The organism is Sinobacterium norvegicum, assembly GCF_923077115.1.
Classification (GTDB): Bacteria; Pseudomonadota; Gammaproteobacteria; order Pseudomonadales; family Sinobacteriaceae; genus Sinobacterium; species Sinobacterium norvegicum.
Map to the genome: position 1 here is coordinate 72,521 of NZ_CAKLPX010000001.1, position 17,557 is coordinate 90,077.

Below are 17,557 nucleotides of genomic sequence, written 5' to 3' on the forward strand. Positions count from 1 at the left end.
CGGTTAGCCGTCATTATCGGTGTTTGCGGTTTTTCCAGCGGGTAATCACATGGAAGCGCCAGGTGGCCCTCACCACGACATAGCCAATCGTGCCGCTGATAACGCCGCAGATAACAGAGCCGAGTAGTAATGGCTGCCAAACTTTTGCAATCTCCTCGATCAGCCATTCAAGAGAGAGTTCAAAGGCAAAGTCCTGAGTCGGTACCTGCAGAATAATCGCCCCAACTTTATAGGCACCGTAAAATATCGCCGGCATAGTCACGGGATTGGTGATCCAAACCAGTAACACCGAGATGGGGAGGTTGCAGCGCACTAGAATTGCCAGCGCAGCGGCAACAATCATTTGGGACGGAATAGGCAGGAAAGCGACAAATAGGCCGATAAAAAAGGCCAGTGACGCAGAGCGACGGTTGAGATGGAATAGGTTTGGATCGTGCAGCCAAGTACCCATAAAACGAAGCGACTTATTCGATTTTATTTTCTCGGGGTCAGGCATGTAGCGCTTGAAAAACTTACGCGCCATGATCTTTTATTCTATTCTGCAAAAGCGTCGTTACTCCTTAGTCGTTTTTAGCAATCGAGCTAAATAGTCGACGGCGGCACATTATGCCTTGATTTTTATCATTGCTCTATAGCTATTCACGGATGAACGCTATGAAGTTGTTGCTAGTTGTCTCTATTTTGACGCTGATTATTATTGTCTGGCTGCCAGCGTTCCCTGGCTGGCCGATTATCAGCGGGTTTTTAGCGGTTTTCGCTTTCATGTTTACAGTTTGTCATCGTCGTATTGGCCAGGTCATCGTAGGGCTGTGTCTTAGTATAGTGGTTGGTTTTTGGCATATGGAACGCGATGTCGAAGCATTATCGCTGAATCAATATGCCGATGAACCGGTCGTTATTGAGGGGCAGATAGTCTCCGTTGTTGATCGGCAAAAACGGTTCAATCAACCCTATGCTGGTTTCGACCTTGCGGTGTCAAAGGCCGATTCAGCGAATCTGGCCGATGATAATCAATGGCCATCATTGTTGGAGGGTAGACGAATTCGCGTGGCTTGGCATAACGTGACTTCAGTGCCTCAGTTGGGACAGCGATATCGGTTGGTGTTACGACTAAAGCCGCTGGTCTCACTGCATAATCGCGGGGGGGTTGACTATGTGCGGTCCAGGCTTGCCGAGGATGTTGTACTCAAGGGCAGTGTGGTGTCGACAACACCGCCGGTTTTGCAGCCTGCGGTTTTCAACACCTTTTGGCTAAGATCTTGGGTGAGACAGCGTTTATTGGTGGTGACGGCAGGTATGTCGTCGCAGCCACTGTTGATCGCTCTGTCAGTAGGTGACCGCAGTTTAATCTCGCCGTTTCTTCGTCAAAGGTTGATCGATCTTGGGGTGGCTCACCTTTTGGTGGTCTCCGGTTTGCACATTGGCTTGGCGGCGACAATTGGTTTTTATCTGGTGATGCTGCCGGCAAGACTGTTTATTCGACCGTTATTATGGCGTTATTGTGAGCTGACTGCCTGCATGAGTGCCGCCTCGCTGGCGTTATTTTATACCCTGATATCGGGCTTTGGTATTGCCAGTATTCGCGCCTTGATCATGGTTTTAGTGGTGCTTTTTTGCCGTTTGTCATGGCGCCGGACATTGGTGTGGCAAAGCTGGCTATTGGCTCTTTGGTTTGTGTTGCTGCTAGAGCCGTTACAGCTGTTTTCAGCGGGGCTGTGGCTGTCTTTTAGTGCTGTATTTGCGCTGATCTACCTGTCTATTGGTCGATATGGCAAAGGCTGGTTGGCACTGCAACTGGGTCTTTTTGTGATGATGGTCGTCCCATCGGCGGTGTTTTTTTCCCAGCTTCCGCTGTTGGCGCCGCTGGCCAATGTGGTGGCGGTGCCAGTGATCAGCTTTGTTGTCGTGCCTTTGCTGCTGTTGGCGACGGTAACGGCGATGGTGTCATTATCGCTGGCGATACCTATTTTCGGTGTCTGCGAGTTATTGATGTCGACGGCGCAGCAATTCATAGTCGCCATGCCTCTGTCGGCGACAGTGATAAAGCTACCAGCGTTATCGCCCGCGGTGTCGCTGTTTTTCTTACTCGGCGCCATGGTATTGTTAATCCCCCGCGGGCTGCCAGGGCGTTGGTTGGGTGGGGTGTTGATGTTGCCCTTATTCCTTGAGGTGTTATACCCGCCGCCACCGGCATTTTTCACCATGACGGTGTTAGATGTGGGACAGGGCTTGGCGGTGGTTATTCAAACGCCGGCTCAGGTGGTGGTTTACGATACCGGGTTTGGCGACGGTCAGGCGTTTAGTATCGGGGGGAGGGTGGTCGGTGACTGGCTGCAACAAAATGGCATCGACCACATCGATTATTTGATTGTCAGTCATGGTGACAGCGACCATGCCGGTGGTGTTGGTGAGTTAATTCGTCGCTTTAGCATTGGCAAAATTATCTCGCCGCAGCAAGACTGGCGCTGGCAATCAATGGCATCGCGCTGGCAAGCCTGCTCGCTGGCGCCGAACTGGTCTGCTGCTGGCACACGCTTCTCTTTGCTCCAAGCTAAGGCTGTCACTGGAGATAATAACCATTCCTGTGTGTTGCTGATTGCAACAGGCAATACTCGCTTATTGTTGACCGGCGATATCGAACGTGAGGCAGAACTCTATTTGCTGAACAGTGGGGTGCTGCTGTCTGCCGATGTGATGGTCGTGCCTCATCATGGCAGCAAGACCTCCTCCAGTCCCGCCTTTATTAATGCGGTATCACCGGTGCTGGCGATTATCAGCGCCGGTCAGCACAACCGTTTTTCCCATCCGAACCCGGCAGTTCGTCGGCGTTATCTCAACCGTGGCGTGAGGCTGTTAAGCACGGCGTCGAGTGGCCAGATAGATCTGACCAAATTAGCGCCGGATCAAAAAATAACCGTCCAGACGCGACGATGCTGCTATCGACATTATTGGCAATAGCCATATTGTTGATTAATGCGTTTTTGCTGAGACCTGTTGCTGGTTTATAAGCTTTTGATTGTGGTAGAGTTGGCTAATAATAAATGATCGAGGGTGTTTCCGTGTTTGAGATTTTACAGTCTGGTGGTTGGATAATGCTACCGATTTTACTGTGTTCAATTTTAGCCTTGGCTATTTCTGTTGAGCGCCTTTGGGCATTGATTCCCACAAAAATTGCGCCGCCGAATCAGCTGGCTGAGGTGTGGCAAAAGGTGAAGGCTAATAGTATCAATCCTGGCTATTTGCGAGAGCTAAAGGATTCATCGCCACTGGGTGCCTTGTTGGCATCGGGCTTGAGTAACTCTCGTTATGGTCGCGATATTATGAAGGACTCAATCGAGGAGACCGCCTCCCATGTTATTCATGATATGGAACGAAACCTGAATGCCCTCGGTACCATTGCCGCCATTGCGCCACTGCTGGGCCTCCTTGGCACCGTGGTTGGTATGATTGATGTATTTGCACAGATTGTAGATCTGGGTACCGGTAATGCAGGTGTGCTTGCCGGTGGCATTTCGCAGGCCTTAATAACCACGGCAACAGGGTTGGCGGTGGCGATACCGGCACTGGTGATGCACCGTTATTTACATCGCCGTATCGACAGCATGGTAGTCGGCCTAGAGCAGGAGTCGGTCAAGTTGGTTGACGCTCTGCACAGCGAGCGTAAAGTCGCTGTTAAAGCCAGTAAACAGAAATAAGGGGCCGACGGTGAAATTTAAACGTCAGGCCAATAGGGATGTCGATGTGAACTTGGCGCCACTGATCGATGTGGTGTTTCTATTGTTGATTTTCTTTATGGTATCGACCACCTTTACCGAAGAGACGCATTTAACCGTCGATTTGCCTGAGGCGGTGGGTGTCACCGGTGATGTTGCCGAAAATATAGAGGTCGCTATTAACGCTGCTGGCAATTACACTATCAACGGTAACGCACTTATTAATCAGCAGGCTGCGACGTTGAAGTCGGCGCTGGCTGAGTTTGCTGGTCAGGACTTACATCTGGTCATTACTGCCGATGGGCAAACGCCACATCAATCCGTAGTGACAGCGATGGATGTAGCCGGTCAGTTGAAATTTGTGCATTTGAGTATCACGACGCGCAAGCCGTTGGAGCAATAATCTACAGCGGTAACGCCCGGTATCTTGGGTTTATAGTAAGTTAACATGTCGAGCAAACAAGCAAACAAGAAAACCAGCGACTGGGCCACCTACGGTCGCTTGTTAAGCAACTTAGGCAGTTTAAAACTGCCCTTTATTGTCAGTATTTTTGGCTATCTCCTTTATTCATCCTCTCAAGTATTAGTGGCAGACTGGACCGGTTTTATTATTGACAGCCTCGGCGGCTCGGGCATGTCTGAAAAAGGCTTGATCAGCCAACTCTACGAGCGGATGTTTGATGCCGCCGAATTAACCGCCAACCAGAAAAATATGATTGTTGCCGGTGTCGCCATCCCATTGGCTGTCATGCGTGGCCTCGGTTTTTTCCTCGGTAACTATTGGCTTTCCTTCGTCTCGCTCAATATTGTCCATCGTATTCGAATGCAGGTGTTCAACAAGATGTTGGTCGTGCCGTCGCATTACTACGACGAGCATTCCAGTGGTCAGATGATTACCAAGGTGACCTACCATACCAGTCAGGTGACAACGGCAGCCACCGAATCGATTAAAACCGTGGTGCGCGAAGGTTTGTTTGTTATTGGCTTGCTGGCCTATATCTTCCATATCAACTGGCAACTGTCCTTGATATTCCTCGCGGTTGCGCCGATGTTAGGGATTTTTATTGGCTATATAGGCAAGCGCTTGCGCAAATACAGCCGTCGTATTCAAGACTCGGTCGGTGGCATTACCGAGGTCTGTACCGAGACTATCAATGGCTATAAAGAAGTACGGCTTTATGGTGAGAAAGAAAAAGAAGAGGCGCGTTTTCGCTCGGCCAGCCATCATAATATGACCCAATCGCTGAAAATGTCGTTGTTCAGCGCCGCCTCGTCGCCGATAGTCCAGGTCATGCTGTGGTGTGCCATGGCGGTGATTGTATGGATGGCGCTGGGCATGTTTGACACCGGCACCGCCGGTGATTTTGTGGCCTATATTGGCGCTGCCGGCATGCTGGCCAAACCTATTCGTCAGTTGACAGAAGTTTACAGTCAGATACAAAAGGGCCTGGCGGCCTGCGACGATTTATATGAATTCATCGACAGTGATGTCGAGGTCGACAGTGGCGATTACAGCGTCGATCGGGTACAGGGTAAGATCGAGTTTAAGAACCTATCCTTTGCTTACCGCAACAGCGACCAAGACGTGATCAAGAATATCAATCTGACCATCGAACCGGGGCAGACAGTGGCATTAGTTGGTCTGTCGGGCAGTGGGAAATCGACGTTGATCAGTTTGTTGGCACGTTTTTACGATCACGATCGTGGTCAGTTATTACTTGATGGCGTCGATGTCACCGAATACTCTCTGGTCAATTTGCGCCGTCAGATTGCCATTGTCAATCAGAGTGCGACGCTGTTTAACGATACTATCTACAACAATATTGCCTATGGTAATCCGACAGTTGAGGCTGATGACATTCATCGCGCAGCAGAGACGGCCCACGCCAATGAATTTATTGCCCGTTTGGATAAGGGGCTGCAAACCCCGGTCGGCGAGGATGGAACACTGCTTTCCGGTGGTCAAAAACAGCGTATTGCCATTGCTCGGGCCATTGTTAAAGATGCACCGATCCTGGTATTTGATGAGGCCACGGCTTCATTGGATAACAAGGCCGAAAACCATATTCAGCAAGCGATGGAAGCCGTGATGGCGAATCGAACGACGCTGGTTATTGCTCACCGTTTATCAACCATTGAGCAAGCCGATGTGATTGTGGTCATGGAGGAGGGTGAAATTGTCGAACAGGGCTCTCACGCGGATTTGATGGCACAAAATAAACGCTATGCTCAGTTGTACGACCGCCGCTTCGATGAGGGCTGATTGAATGGCTCGTCTACAGGACCGCTGGTATCAGCCAGAGTCTGTCGACGATTGGTCGGTGCGACTGCTCAAGCCCTTGGCGGCGGTGGTAAAAACCGTTGCCCGTCGCCGTTACCGCGATTTTACCGCCAACCCTGCAGCCCAGGATAAGCCCCGATGCCCTGTCATCGTGGTGGGTAATATTACCGTCGGCGGCACGGGTAAAACCCCAGTGGTTATTTATCTGATCGAATTATTGCGCCGTCAGGGTTTCACTCCTGGTGTGGTTTCTCGGGGATATGGCGGCAAGGCCGGGCATTACCCGATGCGGGTGACTGCCGATAGTCTCGGCAGCGAGGCCGGCGATGAGCCGCTGCTGATTGCCAGCCGCACCGGCTGCCCGGTTGTTGTCGACCCTAATCGAACGCAGGCGATTAGCGCGTTGCTGTCACAAACCGACTGCGACATTGTCATCAGCGATGATGGCTTGCAGCATTTTGCCATGGCGCGAGATCTAGATATTGTCGTCGTCGATGGCCATCGCGGATTAGGGAATCAGCTGTGCCTGCCGGCGGGTCCGTTGCGAGAGCCTGTGGAGAGGCTGGCCGATGTTGATTTCATTCTACACAATAGTACTGAGGCGACGTTGCCGACTGCTGCCAATGGCGTGGCGCAAGCGGTGTTTACCCTGCAGCCGGGTGATGCCATTAATTGCTTCGATCACAGCCGCCGGGGTGTCAAGACACTGGCCGAGCTTGGCGACATTGCTGCCATTGCCGGTATAGGTCATCCACAACGTTTTTTCAGCATGTTAACCACGCTGGGGTTGTCGACCACAAATACCGGCTATGCCGATCATTATGCCTATAGTGCCCAAGACTTAGCCGATAAGCACGAGCCCGTCATCGTGATGACGGAGAAAGATGCGGTAAAATGCCGTGATTTCGCCGATCGCCGCTGTTGGTATATACCAATAGAAGCGATATTCCCGCCATCGTTTGATCGGCAGCTAATCGATGCTATAAATCGTATTACCTCACTTACTAGTGCCCAATAGCCAAAAGAGTTTTGCCATGAGTTTTACTGTCATCATACCCGCCCGATATGGGTCCACTCGACTACCGGGCAAGCCGCTAAAAGACATCGCTGGCCAGACAATGATTGAGCGGGTCTATCGCCAAGCCTGTTTGAGTGAGGCCAAAAAAGTCGTGATTGCCACCGATGACGAGCGCATTGCCGCGGCGGCAAAGAGTTTCGGAGCCGAGGTGTGTATGACTCGCAGCGATCATGAGTCAGGCACTGACAGGCTGCAAGAGGCGGCGGCACAGTTGTCGCTGGCAGAGAATGACATTGTGGTGAACGTGCAAGGCGACGAGCCTTTGGTGCCGCCGACAGTGATTAATCAGGTGGCGGCCAATTTGGCGGCCAACCCCGTCGCCGATATGTCGACGCTGTCTAATCGAATCGAGCATGCAACGGAATTCTACGACCCTAACTGCGTCAAGGTCATTGCCGATATCAATGGCTTGGCACTGTATTTCAGTCGAGCCCCGATACCTTTTCCCCGCGATGAGAATCGGGGTGAACTGCCGTCGTCAATGACGGCACAGCGACATATCGGCATCTATGGCTATCGCAGCCGCTTTCTCAATGACTTCGTGCAATGGCCGATAAGCCCGCTGGAGGCCAGCGAGAAGCTGGAGCAGTTGCGGGCGATGTGGCAGGGCCGGAAAATACATGTCGAACAGGCCTGTGAACTTCCGCCCGCCGGTGTCGATACCGCCGAAGATTTGCAGCGGGTAATCGATATCGTCGTGGCGCAACAATGCTAGTCGAGCAACAATTCTCACTGCAGCTCTACAATACCTTGGGGCTGCCGAGTACGGCTAAGTTCTGCGTAGAGGTCAGCCATTCGAGTCAGTTACCTCAGGTCATTGCCCTTGCCAACAAGCATTCACTGCCGGTTATTGTATTGGGTGAGGGCAGTAATGCGATCTTGGCTCCGGTCATCGATGCGGTGGTGGTGCTGATGCGTATTCAGCATCGTCAAATTGCATTCGAACCACAGCTGCAGCAGGCTGTCGTCACCTTAGGGGCGGGTGAAAGCTGGCATGAAGCCGTGTGCTACTGCCTTGAAAACCACTGTTATGGTTTGGAGAATCTAGCGCTGATACCGGGGTGTGCCGGTGCTGCCCCAGTGCAGAATATCGGTGCCTACGGCCGTGAACTCAGCGATTTCTTGCTCTCAGTAACAGTGTTTAATCCCCAGACGCTGCAGCTGGAGGTCATGTCGGCAGAGCAGTGTCAGTTGTCGTACCGAGAAAGCATTTTTAAGCAACAGCTGAGAGAATTGATTATTGTCGATATCACACTCTCATTATCGATGCAGGATAAACCACGTTATGGTTATCAGGCGCTGCAGCAACAATTGACTCTCCCGGCCGATGAGATAACGGCAAATGACGTTTTTGATGCGGTGGTGGCAGTACGCAGTCGTAAGCTACCAAACCCGGCGATTTTGGCCAATGCGGGTAGTTTCTTTAAGAATCCGGTGGTCAGCGCCAGTCAATATCAACAGTTGCGGGCCGAATTTCCACAGTTAGTGGGATATGTTCAGGCTGATGACAATGTCAAATTAGCGGCCGGTTGGTTGATCGATCAGGCCGGTTGGCGAGGACGCTCACTGGGACCGGTGGCTATGCATAAAGAGCAGGCGTTGGTATTGGTCAATAACGGCGGCGCTACTTTGGCTGATGTTGTTGCCCTTGTGGAGCAGGTGAAGGCCGACAGTCAAAAACGTTACGGTTTGAGTCTCGAGGTGGAGCCAAGATGGCTGGGGTAGTGTTGGCCACTAGTTAATTTAAGGGGCTTGTTCCTTTTGGTGAAGAGGTGATAGAGTATATTTGTGCGCTAAGTCTCACAGCGTATGTCGGTAAATGGGACAACCACAAAAAAAATAGAAAAGTTATTTTTGCTAGTTTTAGGGGCATAAATTGATAAAAGTATTGGTTGCAGATGATCATGACTTAGTACGTAACGGTATTGTTCGTATGTTGCAAGACATCGACGATATTACCGTTGTTGCCGAGGCTAATTGTGGCGAGAGTGCCATCAGTCAGTGCCGTGAACAAGCTGTTGATGTTGTGCTGATGGATGTCCGTATGCCAGGTATTGGTGGTCTAGAGGCGACCAAGAAATTAGTCCGTTTGTCGCCGGATACCAAGGTCATTGCCGTCAGTGCCTGTGAAGATGACCCCTTTCCCTCTCGGCTACTCAAGGCCGGCGCCTCTGGCTTTGTCAGCAAGGGAGCCGATATCAGCGAAATCATTCAGGCAATCAGAGCGGTACGCATTGGTCAGCGCTATCTCAGCCCTTCGGTTGCGCAACAGCTGGCGTTAAAATCGTTTGGTAACGATAACCTCGACAGCCCTTTTGAGGCACTGTCAGAGCGTGAATTGCAAATCTGTATGATGATTGTCAATTGTCATAAGGTCGCCTATATCTCTGAAACCCTGCACCTCAGCCCTAAAACAGTGAATAGTTACCGCTATCGCGTGTTCGAGAAACTCGATATCAGCAGCGATGTGGAGCTGACTCTGTTAGCTATTCGTCATGGCATGGTTGAAGTGGGTGTGCAAGAAAGTTAAATCGTGCAGCAGCGTGATCTTGTGTTAACACTTTTATCCCTTGGTCGGCGGTCTGCCCGCGCGTTATGATGGGCTAATTATGATGCCAAAAAGTAGTGCCTGTGACTGACGATAGCCAAACTCCGACGCAAAAGAATCAACCCAAGGCCAAGCTCGGCAGCAACGAGCTTGATCAACCGTTGACCGACCCCACCGGTCATGACTTCAGCTTTGATTATAAAACCTATCTGGCAGATCTGACGCAAAAACCCGGTGTCTATCAGATGTTTGGTGCTGATGGAGCGGTACTTTATGTTGGCAAGGCAAAGAATCTAAAGCGCCGTGTTGCCAGTTATTTTCGCGCCACCGGACTCACCACCAAGACGATGGCCTTGGTGGCTCGTATTTGCCGTGTTGAGGTCACTGTCACCGCCAGTGAAACCGAGGCCTTGTTGCTCGAGCAAAGCCTGATCAAGACCCACTTGCCGCCGTATAATATTTTGCTTCGTGATGGCAAGACCTACCCGTATATCTTACTCAGTAAGCATGCTTCGCCACGGATTTCTTTTTACCGCGGCCAGAAAACCGGTGCCGGTGAATATTTTGGGCCTTACCCTAACTCTGGAGCGGTGCGGGAGAGCCTGCAGTTTTTGCAGCGTACTTTTTTACTACGCCCCTGTCAGGATAGCGTCTTTAAAAATCGCAGCCGCGCCTGTTTGCAGTATCAGATTAAGCGCTGTTCGGCGCCCTGTGTTGACCTGATCAGTGAGGCGGATTACCAGCACAGTGTCGACCAGGCCAAGCTATTTCTAAGGGGCAAGAATACCGAGTTGCTCAAGCAGTTGGCCGACGAGATGGAGGCGGCATCAACGGCGCTTGAGTTTGAGCAAGCGGCAGCACTGCGGGATAAAATAGTGGCGTTGCGCACCATCCAAGAAAAGCAATACGTCGATGGAGAAAGTGGCGACTTGGATATTGCCGCCTGTGTGGTCAAGGGTAATATCGCCTGTGTGCAGGTGATTTACGTCAGGGCGGGGCGGATATTAGGCAGCAAGAGTTATTTTCCTAAAATGCGATTGGTGCCGACGGCGGCGGAAGTGTTATCGGCATTCTTACCGCAATTTTATTTGGCCAGCAGTGCCCGTGAGGTGCCGAGAGAAATATTGGTGAATGCAGCCCCCGAAGACAGTGCGGTCATCGCCGCGGCACTGACACAGCAATCGGGTAGAAAGGTGGTGATCAATGACAAGGTCCGTGCCAACCGCGCCCGCTGGTTGCGCTTGGCGGCCAACACGGCGGAAACCAATGTGGCCGGGCGTATCGCCGATAAACAACACACCTACCAGCGTTTTGAGGCTGTGCAGCAGGCACTGTCACTGGCCGATATGCCAGAGCGCTTAGAGTGTTTCGATATCAGCCACAGCTCTGGTGAGTCGACAGTGGCCTCCTGCGTGGTATTCGATCAAAACGGGCCACTGAAATCCGACTACCGTATTTTTAACATCAAAGACGTCACCGCTGGCGACGATTATGCGGCCATGGAACAGGCGTTGAGTCGTCGTTTTAAGCGATTGCAGCAGGGCGAGGGTAAGATGCCCGATGTGTTGCTTATTGACGGCGGCAAGGGGCAGTTGAACAAGGCGCAGCAGGTGATGGATGAGCTGGGTATTGATGACGTGCTGCTGGTGGGTGTGGCCAAGGGGGTGACACGTAAACCGGGTTTTGAACAGCTCTTTATTGGCCGTGAGCAACGAAACCTGGTACTGCGCTCCGATCACCTGGCTTTACTGTTGATTCAGCATGTCCGGGACGAGGCTCACCGTTTTGCTATTACTGGTCATCGTCAGCGCAGAGATAAGACGCGTAAGACCTCGACGCTGGAAACCATTGCCGGCGTGGGACCGAAAAGGCGGCGTGAACTTCTGCGCCATTTTGGCGGTCTGCAGAAAATATCCTCGGCCAGCGTCGAATCATTGGCAAAAGTAGAAGGAATTAGTGAAAAATTAGCGGCAGATATATATGCTGCACTGCATAATGAGTAATGATTTGCTGATTATTTGTGGCATAGTAGCCGCGTAAAGTTAATTAGCTGACACCACCTGTGAGTGACTTGGGCTGTAAATGAATATACCAAATATTTTAACGTTGTTTCGCATCGCGCTGATCCCGGTTATCGCCGTTGTTTTCTATCTGCCTTGGCAGCATGCACATCTCGCCTCGGCGATCATTTTTATGGTGGCGGCTGGCACCGATTGGTTGGATGGTTATCTTGCCCGCAAACTCGATCAATCGACGCCATTGGGGGCCTTTCTCGACCCTGTGGCAGATAAGTTAATGGTGGCCATTGCCCTGGTATTGTTAACCGAAGAACAGACCACCTTTTGGTTTACCCTGCCGGCAATGATTATTATCGGTCGTGAGATTGTTATCTCGGCGCTGCGCGAGTGGATGGCTGAGCTCGGTGAGCGGGCCAGTGTGGCGGTCAGTTATATCGGCAAGGTGAAGACAGCAATGCAGATGTTTTCGATTACCGTCTTGTTAGCTTTTGGCTCTGTCGATAACGATTTTCTTCTAGGTGTTGGTTACTGTGCACTCTATTTAGCGGCGGCGTTAACCCTGTGGTCGATGGTGCAATACCTCAAGGCGGCAATGCCGTCGTTACGTAAAAGCTAAGATCGGTTAAATAATCGGCAAGTTGCTTGCAAAGCAGCGTCATATCGTTATTTTCTTTATAAATGTTACGATGACGCTTGACTCTAAAGCCCCAATCACTAGAATACACCCCGCGTTCAAGGGAACGTATTTGTTTAGGCGGGAATAGCTCAGTGGTAGAGCATCACGTTGCCAACGTGAGGGTCGCGAGTTCGAATCTCGTTTCCCGCTCCAAACAAAGGCTCGATGGCAGAGTGGTGATGCAGCGGATTGCAAATCCGTCAACAGCGGTTCGATTCCGCTTCGAGCCTCCATTATTATTTCTCGATGAGAAATAGGGTGGAGGGGTCGGCAGACAGTAAAATGCAGATTTAACTATTTTGTGCGGGAATAGCTCAGTGGTAGAGCATCACGTTGCCAACGTGAGGGTCGCGAGTTCGAATCTCGTTTCCCGCTCCAACTCTTTAAATCAGGTCGACGGACTTTAACCGTGGTCGGTAGACCCTAATTACGGTTCCATCTTAGGCGGCTTATTAGCTGGCTGTATCGATGGCTCGATGGCAGAGTGGTGATGCAGCGGATTGCAAATCCGTCAACAGCGGTTCGATTCCGCTTCGAGCCTCCATTATTATCTTGCAAGATATTAATTGAGACTGTGATAAACAGCAGTATCGAATAAAAGATGAACAATTTAGCGGGAATAGCTCAGTGGTAGAGCATCACGTTGCCAACGTGAGGGTCGCGAGTTCGAATCTCGTTTCCCGCTCCAAATTCTAAAAAACCAGCCTAGTGCTGGTTTTTTTTTGCCTGACATAAAGGGATTGGCGCCATCGCGTTAGGCCGGAGCAGCCCGGCCTGACAGGTGGTCGCATCGGACTAGGCCGACGAAGAAGAAGCGCCGAGGAAGGTGGCAATGGCCCAGGCAAAGAGGCTGTAAAACCACTGTTTGATCGCCACTATCCAGGGGTGATTGTTTCTCAGTTCATGGTCTTGATTGGCTTTGTCGATCAGGTAGGCATGAATATCATTAACCTCTTCCTTGCTCAGCTGCTCCCCAAAGCGGGGCATGCCCATGGTGGCAAAGGCGCCGCCGTGGACTATTTGCTCAAAGAACTGATGAGTCGACGGCTGCATGCGACGCAGATCGGGCAAGCTGCCGCCGCTGATGGCGCCGACGCCGTGGCAGTAACTGCAGTTGTTGGAGAACAGCACACTGCCGCGTTTGAGTTGGCCGGCACTGGCATCGGTACGGGGTGGTGGCACGGGAATGGACTCCGCCTTGGCTATGGGTGGCAGTTGGTGTTGGCCACCGAGCTTATAGGTTAGGAAGCGGCTCTTCTTCGGCCCCTGTGGCGGCTTGACGCCGGACATCAGGCCGAAGGCACCGCCACCACCGGCGGCGACGGTAATATATTGCTCGCCATCAATTTGATAGCTGATCGGCGCGGCGAGGATTGGGGATTGGGTCTCTGCCTGCCACAAGGTGTTACCGGTGGTGGCATCGTAGGCTACCAGGCGTCGGTCGCCGTTGCCCTGAAAGACGATATTGCCTGCGGTCGACAGCACGCCGCCGTTCCACGGCGTTGGCAGATCGATTTGCCAGGCGGCCTGTTGCTTCTCGACATCCCAGGCCAGCAAGTGCCCGCTGGCGATGCGCTTGGATATTTCGCGGTGTAGCAATTCATCCCCAGGTGGCGCATCGTCGCGGTCGATACCCTGATTACGTTGGCCGGGCCTAGGAGTAAATGACTTGGGGTTACTGTAGACGAAGGTCGCCTCCATCTTTGGGATGTACATCAATCGGTGTTCTGGGTTGTAGGCCATTGGCTGCCAGTTGTGAGCGCCGCCACTGGAGGGCTTGACTGCGGCGCTACCCTCAGCGTAATCCTGACCAGGGTTTTCGACGGGGCGACCATTATCGTCATAGTGGCTGGCCCAGGTCACCTCAGCAAAGGGTTCGGCGGAGAGATACTCGCCGGTGATGCGGTCGATAATCATGAAGAAGCCACTTTTCGGTGCTTGCATCAGCACCTTGCGCTCCTCGCCCTGCCATTCAATGTCGGCTAATACCATGTGTTGGGTGGCGGTATAATCCCAGCTTTCGGCGGGGACGACCTGATAGTGCCAGACGTATTCGCCGGAGTCGGGTCTGACTGCCACAATAGAGCTGAGGAATAAATTATCGCCGCCACCGGGGCTGCGCAGTCGACGGTTCCACGGTGAGCCGTTACCGACACCGATATAGACCAGGTCGAGTTCGGCATCGTAGGCCATATGATCCCAAGCCGTACCGCCACCACCGAGCTGCCACCACTCGCCATTCCAGGTCTCTGCGGCCATCGCCATGGCGGCGTTTTCGAAACCGAGCTCTGGGTTGCCAGGCACGGTATAGAAGCGCCAGGCCTGCTTGCCGCTGTCGGCATCATAGGCGGTGATATAACCGCGCACGCCGTACTCGGCGCCGCCGTTACCGATTAGTACCTTACCCTTAACCACCCGTGGCGCGCCGGTAATGGTATAGGGCTTGCCCTGGTCGACGGTGACAGTCTGCCAGCGCTCCTCGCCAGTGGCGGCATCGATGGCGATCAGGCGGCCATCGAGGCTGCCGATATAGACCTTGCCATCCCAGACGGCGACGCCGCGGTTAACCACGTCACAGCAAGCCTTGATGGCCATTTCCTTTGGTACCTTTGGGTCGTATTGCCACAGTAGCTCACCGCTCTTGGCGTCGAGGGCGTAGACCATGCTCCAGGTACCACTGAGGTACATCACGCCATCGACCACAATCGGTGTGGCTTCTAAGGCGCGGTTGGTGATGTCATCGAAGGACCAGACCAGGGCTAAGTCATCAATGCTGTCGGCGTTGATCTGTGTCAGCGGGCTATGGCGCTGTTCGGCATAGTCACGGCCATGTAATAGCCAGTTGTTTTGATCAGTATCGGCACTCTCAGCCCGCTGCTGGTCAATATTACCGGCGGCAAAGCTGGCTAGGGTAATGGCGCCGAGTAGTAGCCCGGCGCTAAGTTTCAATAGCTGCATGACGGCTCCGGTTATTGTTGTGACTGTGTCGATTGGCTGATGACGGTTGTCTGATACTTTGCCAGGTGACCGAGTACGAGACGGCTGACTTCGTCTGGCTGTTCCGGCAAGATGGCGTGGCCTGCGGTGTCGAGTTCAACAACGGTGACACGCTCAGGGTGTAGACGTTTTAACTTCGCCGCTCCCTCGGCGGCGGCGGCGTCAAAGCGTGGTTGTAGGATGAGAATGGAGGCGCTGCCACCATCGATCCACTGTTCAGCTGGTGTGGTTGCGGTGGCGTTACCCTGGGCCAGGCCTGCCTTGGGATACCAGCCGCGAATCCAGTAGTCGACCGGTGGATTCATCGGGGCGAAAAAGGCCAGTTCTAAGGCTTCGATACGGCTGCTGTCGGGAACCACGTTGAGTAGAATTTTGAAGATGGCATTGCGGGTTTCTGGCGGCGGCGCATCGTCACCGGCGGCCAGCAAGACTAATGATTTTGCCTGTTGTGGGTAGCGGCTGGCAAAGGCGCGGGCGACGCGGTTGCCGTAGGCGTGGCCGATCAAGGTCATCGGCTGTGTCAGTTGCTCTTGTTCGAGAATGACGGCCAAATCATCGGCATAGTCAAACAGCGTCGCCTGCAGTGATGGCAGCTCCGAGCCATCGATGCCTCTGGCCTGCATAATCAGTGTGCGGTAGCCGGCCTTGTTTAAGTCGCCGACGAGTTCGTTGAAATCGGAGCCGGAGCGGGCGTAGCTGGCCTGCAGAATAACCGTCCCAGCACGGTCGTCACCGCTGACAAAATACTGCAGTTGAAAACCATTGTGGTCGGCGTATCGAGCCTCGCCAATCGTCGCTCGGGCGGGGTTGTCTTGCAGTGCATAGATGATAAGACCGGTGAAGACGGCAATTAGAATCGCCAGTGACAGGAGTATTTTTTTCAGCATGGTAATCACTTTGTTGTAGAGGGTAAGAGTGGCGATTGATTCAGTTGCTGGATCAGCTTTTCAGCGGCGTGGCCATAGGGGGCTAACAGTTCGGTTGAGGTGACTTTGGGGGTGTCGCCGGGGCTGTGAAAAAATCGATGACTGCCAACAAAGCCGCTGGCCTTGTAACCGAGATTAATGATGGAGCCAAGTTCGGAGTGGCCGCGGTTTAACTGGCTGGCCGGAAGAATATCGAGGTCGGGCACGTCGGCAAAGCTCTGCTGAGTAAGGGCCATCACAGCGCTGTCGGCGTAGAGGTGGTTGTATTGATGGACGGTGTTCAGCGGCGTCAGCTGGTCACCGTCTTGCTGCCACTGGCGGGCACCGATGGAGGCGCCGAGGTGAAGCCACAGTGAAACCTGCTCAGCTGGTGGCGCCAGGGCAAGGCTGTGTTCTGTGCCCATAAAGTCCAGTTCATGGCCGCTGTTGGCAATAAATAACCAGTTAATATGCTGGGGCTGCTGGCTGGCGTAGCGCGCCATGCCCAGCCACAGAGCGACACCGCTGCCGCGCTCGCCGGCGGTTTGAAACCAGCCGCTGGTAGGCGTTGAAATAACGGCCCAGGGGGCGTCGGCTATGGGTGTTGCCGGGTAGCGACCAATGACATTGTAGGCGGTGGTGGCGCGGCGGCTGCCGGTGCTGATCAGCTCAACCGTTGTTTTTGCAGCGATGGCCTGTTCGATGGTGGTGGCATCAGCCAGCGCGGTAATCACCGTTGGTATGGCTGTCGGTGTTTGTCGGCTCTCAGCGTTGGCATTGGTGGCGTATATTTCACCGGAGGGATGGTCGGGGCTGATAATCAGGGCCAGGGCGCCTTTTTCTGCCGCGGCCTTGGCGAGCTCCGCCGGTTGCAGGCGGTACCATTGGCCAGCTTGCTGTGGCGAAAGATAGGCAATATGGCCGTTTAAATCATCGTCACTCATCGGCACTATGGTGGCGGACAGTTTGCCCCTGGTCGGTTGCGGGAACCAGTGCGGGAAGACGGCAATGTGTTGCTTGCCAATAGTCAGTTGCTGTTGCTCGGGAAAAAACTGCTGCAGTGCGAAGGGTTGCTGCTGCACGGCAAAGCCTGCGTCTGTCAGCGAGTCGGCCAGCCACTGGCTGGTGTCTATATCCTGCTGACTGCCGGTACGGTGTTCGCCGAGGCCGGCAAAGTGTTCGACATCGCGATACAGTGCTTCACCGTCAAGTGGTGTATCGGCGACGCTGATGTTGCTGGAAATCATCAAGCCAATCAGGCCGAAGTAAAACGCTCTGTCAATCATAACCGCCCCAAGAGAAATCTTATTGTTTTAATCTGTGAGGTTAACATAGCCTGTT

Annotated in this window: 14 protein-coding genes and 5 tRNA genes; 15 read left to right on the top strand and 4 right to left on the bottom strand. The window is 52.9% G+C overall.

Annotation, left to right across the window (positions count from 1 at the left end):
* Window positions 1-13: 13 nt before the first annotated feature.
* Window positions 14-523 (bottom strand): DUF2062 domain-containing protein, encoded by a 510-nt coding sequence (locus tag L9P87_RS00375; RefSeq protein ID WP_237442701.1) that lies wholly within the window; start codon window positions 521-523, stop codon window positions 14-16.
* A 131-nt stretch (window positions 524-654) separates the two neighbouring features.
* Here L9P87_RS00375 and L9P87_RS00380 point away from each other — a divergent pair, with 131 nt between their 5' ends.
* The 15 genes from L9P87_RS00380 (at window position 655) to L9P87_RS00450 (ending at window position 13,002) form a co-directional block, all read left to right on the top strand.
* The gene (locus L9P87_RS00380; protein WP_237442702.1) at window positions 655-2,958 is read left to right on the top strand and encodes a DNA internalization-related competence protein ComEC/Rec2; all 2,304 of its coding nucleotides are present in this window, start codon (window positions 655-657) and stop codon (window positions 2,956-2,958) included.
* Window positions 2,959-3,059: 101 nt separating this feature from the next.
* Window positions 3,060-3,695 carry a MotA/TolQ/ExbB proton channel family protein gene (locus tag L9P87_RS00385; RefSeq protein ID WP_237442703.1) on the top strand — a complete coding sequence of 212 codons (636 nt, stop codon included), beginning with the start codon at window positions 3,060-3,062 and terminating at the stop codon, window positions 3,693-3,695.
* Between the two features lie 10 nt (window positions 3,696-3,705).
* Entirely contained in the window at window positions 3,706-4,116 is a 411-nt protein-coding gene (locus L9P87_RS00390; RefSeq protein WP_237442704.1) for an ExbD/TolR family protein, read from the top strand.
* 45 nt (window positions 4,117-4,161) lie between these two features.
* Window positions 4,162-5,976, top strand: coding sequence for a lipid A export permease/ATP-binding protein MsbA (msbA, locus tag L9P87_RS00395; RefSeq protein ID WP_237442705.1), 1,815 nt, complete (start codon window positions 4,162-4,164; stop codon window positions 5,974-5,976).
* Window positions 5,977-5,980: 4 nt separating this feature from the next.
* Window positions 5,981-7,012 carry a tetraacyldisaccharide 4'-kinase gene (lpxK, locus tag L9P87_RS00400; protein ID WP_237442706.1) on the top strand — a complete coding sequence of 344 codons (1,032 nt, stop codon included), beginning with the start codon at window positions 5,981-5,983 and terminating at the stop codon, window positions 7,010-7,012.
* 16 nt (window positions 7,013-7,028) lie between these two features.
* Complete coding sequence (gene kdsB / locus L9P87_RS00405; RefSeq protein WP_237442707.1) at window positions 7,029-7,787, top strand: 3-deoxy-manno-octulosonate cytidylyltransferase; 759 nt, start codon at window positions 7,029-7,031, stop codon at window positions 7,785-7,787.
* Window positions 7,781-8,797, top strand: coding sequence for a UDP-N-acetylmuramate dehydrogenase (murB, locus tag L9P87_RS00410; protein WP_237442708.1), 1,017 nt, complete (start codon window positions 7,781-7,783; stop codon window positions 8,795-8,797). Before kdsB ends, murB begins: the two co-directional genes overlap by 7 nt.
* A gap of 151 nt (window positions 8,798-8,948) precedes the next feature.
* Window positions 8,949-9,602 (top strand): UvrY/SirA/GacA family response regulator transcription factor, encoded by a 654-nt coding sequence (gene uvrY / locus L9P87_RS00415; protein WP_237442709.1) that lies wholly within the window; start codon window positions 8,949-8,951, stop codon window positions 9,600-9,602.
* A gap of 179 nt (window positions 9,603-9,781) precedes the next feature.
* The gene (uvrC, locus tag L9P87_RS00420; RefSeq protein WP_290368488.1) at window positions 9,782-11,623 is read left to right on the top strand and encodes an excinuclease ABC subunit UvrC; all 1,842 of its coding nucleotides are present in this window, start codon (window positions 9,782-9,784) and stop codon (window positions 11,621-11,623) included.
* Window positions 11,624-11,702: 79 nt separating this feature from the next.
* Window positions 11,703-12,254, top strand: a complete 552-nt coding sequence (pgsA, locus tag L9P87_RS00425) for a CDP-diacylglycerol--glycerol-3-phosphate 3-phosphatidyltransferase (RefSeq protein ID WP_237442710.1) — start codon at window positions 11,703-11,705, stop codon at window positions 12,252-12,254.
* Window positions 12,255-12,392: 138 nt separating this feature from the next.
* Window positions 12,393-12,467, top strand: a tRNA-Gly gene (locus L9P87_RS00430).
* Window positions 12,468-12,473: 6 nt separating this feature from the next.
* Window positions 12,474-12,547: transfer RNA gene (locus tag L9P87_RS00435), tRNA-Cys, on the top strand.
* A gap of 70 nt (window positions 12,548-12,617) precedes the next feature.
* Window positions 12,618-12,692, top strand: a tRNA-Gly gene (locus L9P87_RS00440).
* Window positions 12,693-12,784: 92 nt separating this feature from the next.
* Window positions 12,785-12,858, top strand: a tRNA-Cys gene (locus L9P87_RS00445).
* 69 nt (window positions 12,859-12,927) lie between these two features.
* A tRNA-Gly gene (locus L9P87_RS00450) sits at window positions 12,928-13,002 on the top strand.
* 107 nt (window positions 13,003-13,109) lie between these two features.
* Here the strand turns inward: L9P87_RS00450 and L9P87_RS00455 are convergent.
* The 3 genes from L9P87_RS00455 to L9P87_RS00465 are packed head-to-tail and all read right to left on the bottom strand — an operon-like array spanning window position 13,110 to window position 17,502.
* A complete protein-coding gene (locus L9P87_RS00455; RefSeq protein ID WP_237442711.1) occupies window positions 13,110-15,272 on the bottom strand; it encodes a PQQ-dependent dehydrogenase, methanol/ethanol family in 2,163 nt (720 codons plus the stop codon).
* Window positions 15,273-15,283: 11 nt separating this feature from the next.
* Window positions 15,284-16,198 (bottom strand): alpha/beta fold hydrolase, encoded by a 915-nt coding sequence (locus L9P87_RS00460; protein WP_237442712.1) that lies wholly within the window; start codon window positions 16,196-16,198, stop codon window positions 15,284-15,286.
* A gap of 5 nt (window positions 16,199-16,203) precedes the next feature.
* Window positions 16,204-17,502, bottom strand: a complete 1,299-nt coding sequence (locus L9P87_RS00465) for a hypothetical protein (RefSeq protein WP_237442713.1) — start codon at window positions 17,500-17,502, stop codon at window positions 16,204-16,206.
* Between the last annotated feature and the right edge of the window lie 55 nt (window positions 17,503-17,557).

What these genes read in the sequence shown, in the direction of transcription:
- L9P87_RS00380 (WP_237442702.1), top strand. Translation starts at nt 655, where the DNA reads ATGAAGTTGTTGCTAGTTGTCTCTATTTTGACGCTGATTATTATTGTC.
- L9P87_RS00460 (WP_237442712.1), bottom strand. Translation starts at nt 16,198, where the DNA reads ATGCTGAAAAAAATACTCCTGTCACTGGCGATTCTAATTGCCGTCTTC.
- kdsB (WP_237442707.1), top strand. Translation starts at nt 7,029, where the DNA reads ATGAGTTTTACTGTCATCATACCCGCCCGATATGGGTCCACTCGACTA.
- pgsA (WP_237442710.1), top strand. Translation starts at nt 11,703, where the DNA reads ATGAATATACCAAATATTTTAACGTTGTTTCGCATCGCGCTGATCCCG.
- lpxK (WP_237442706.1), top strand. Translation starts at nt 5,981, where the DNA reads ATGGCTCGTCTACAGGACCGCTGGTATCAGCCAGAGTCTGTCGACGAT.
- L9P87_RS00455 (WP_237442711.1), bottom strand. Translation starts at nt 15,272, where the DNA reads ATGCAGCTATTGAAACTTAGCGCCGGGCTACTACTCGGCGCCATTACC.
- L9P87_RS00375 (WP_237442701.1), bottom strand. Translation starts at nt 523, where the DNA reads ATGGCGCGTAAGTTTTTCAAGCGCTACATGCCTGACCCCGAGAAAATA.
- L9P87_RS00465 (WP_237442713.1), bottom strand. Translation starts at nt 17,502, where the DNA reads ATGATTGACAGAGCGTTTTACTTCGGCCTGATTGGCTTGATGATTTCC.
- murB (WP_237442708.1), top strand. Translation starts at nt 7,781, where the DNA reads ATGCTAGTCGAGCAACAATTCTCACTGCAGCTCTACAATACCTTGGGG.
- msbA (WP_237442705.1), top strand. Translation starts at nt 4,162, where the DNA reads ATGTCGAGCAAACAAGCAAACAAGAAAACCAGCGACTGGGCCACCTAC.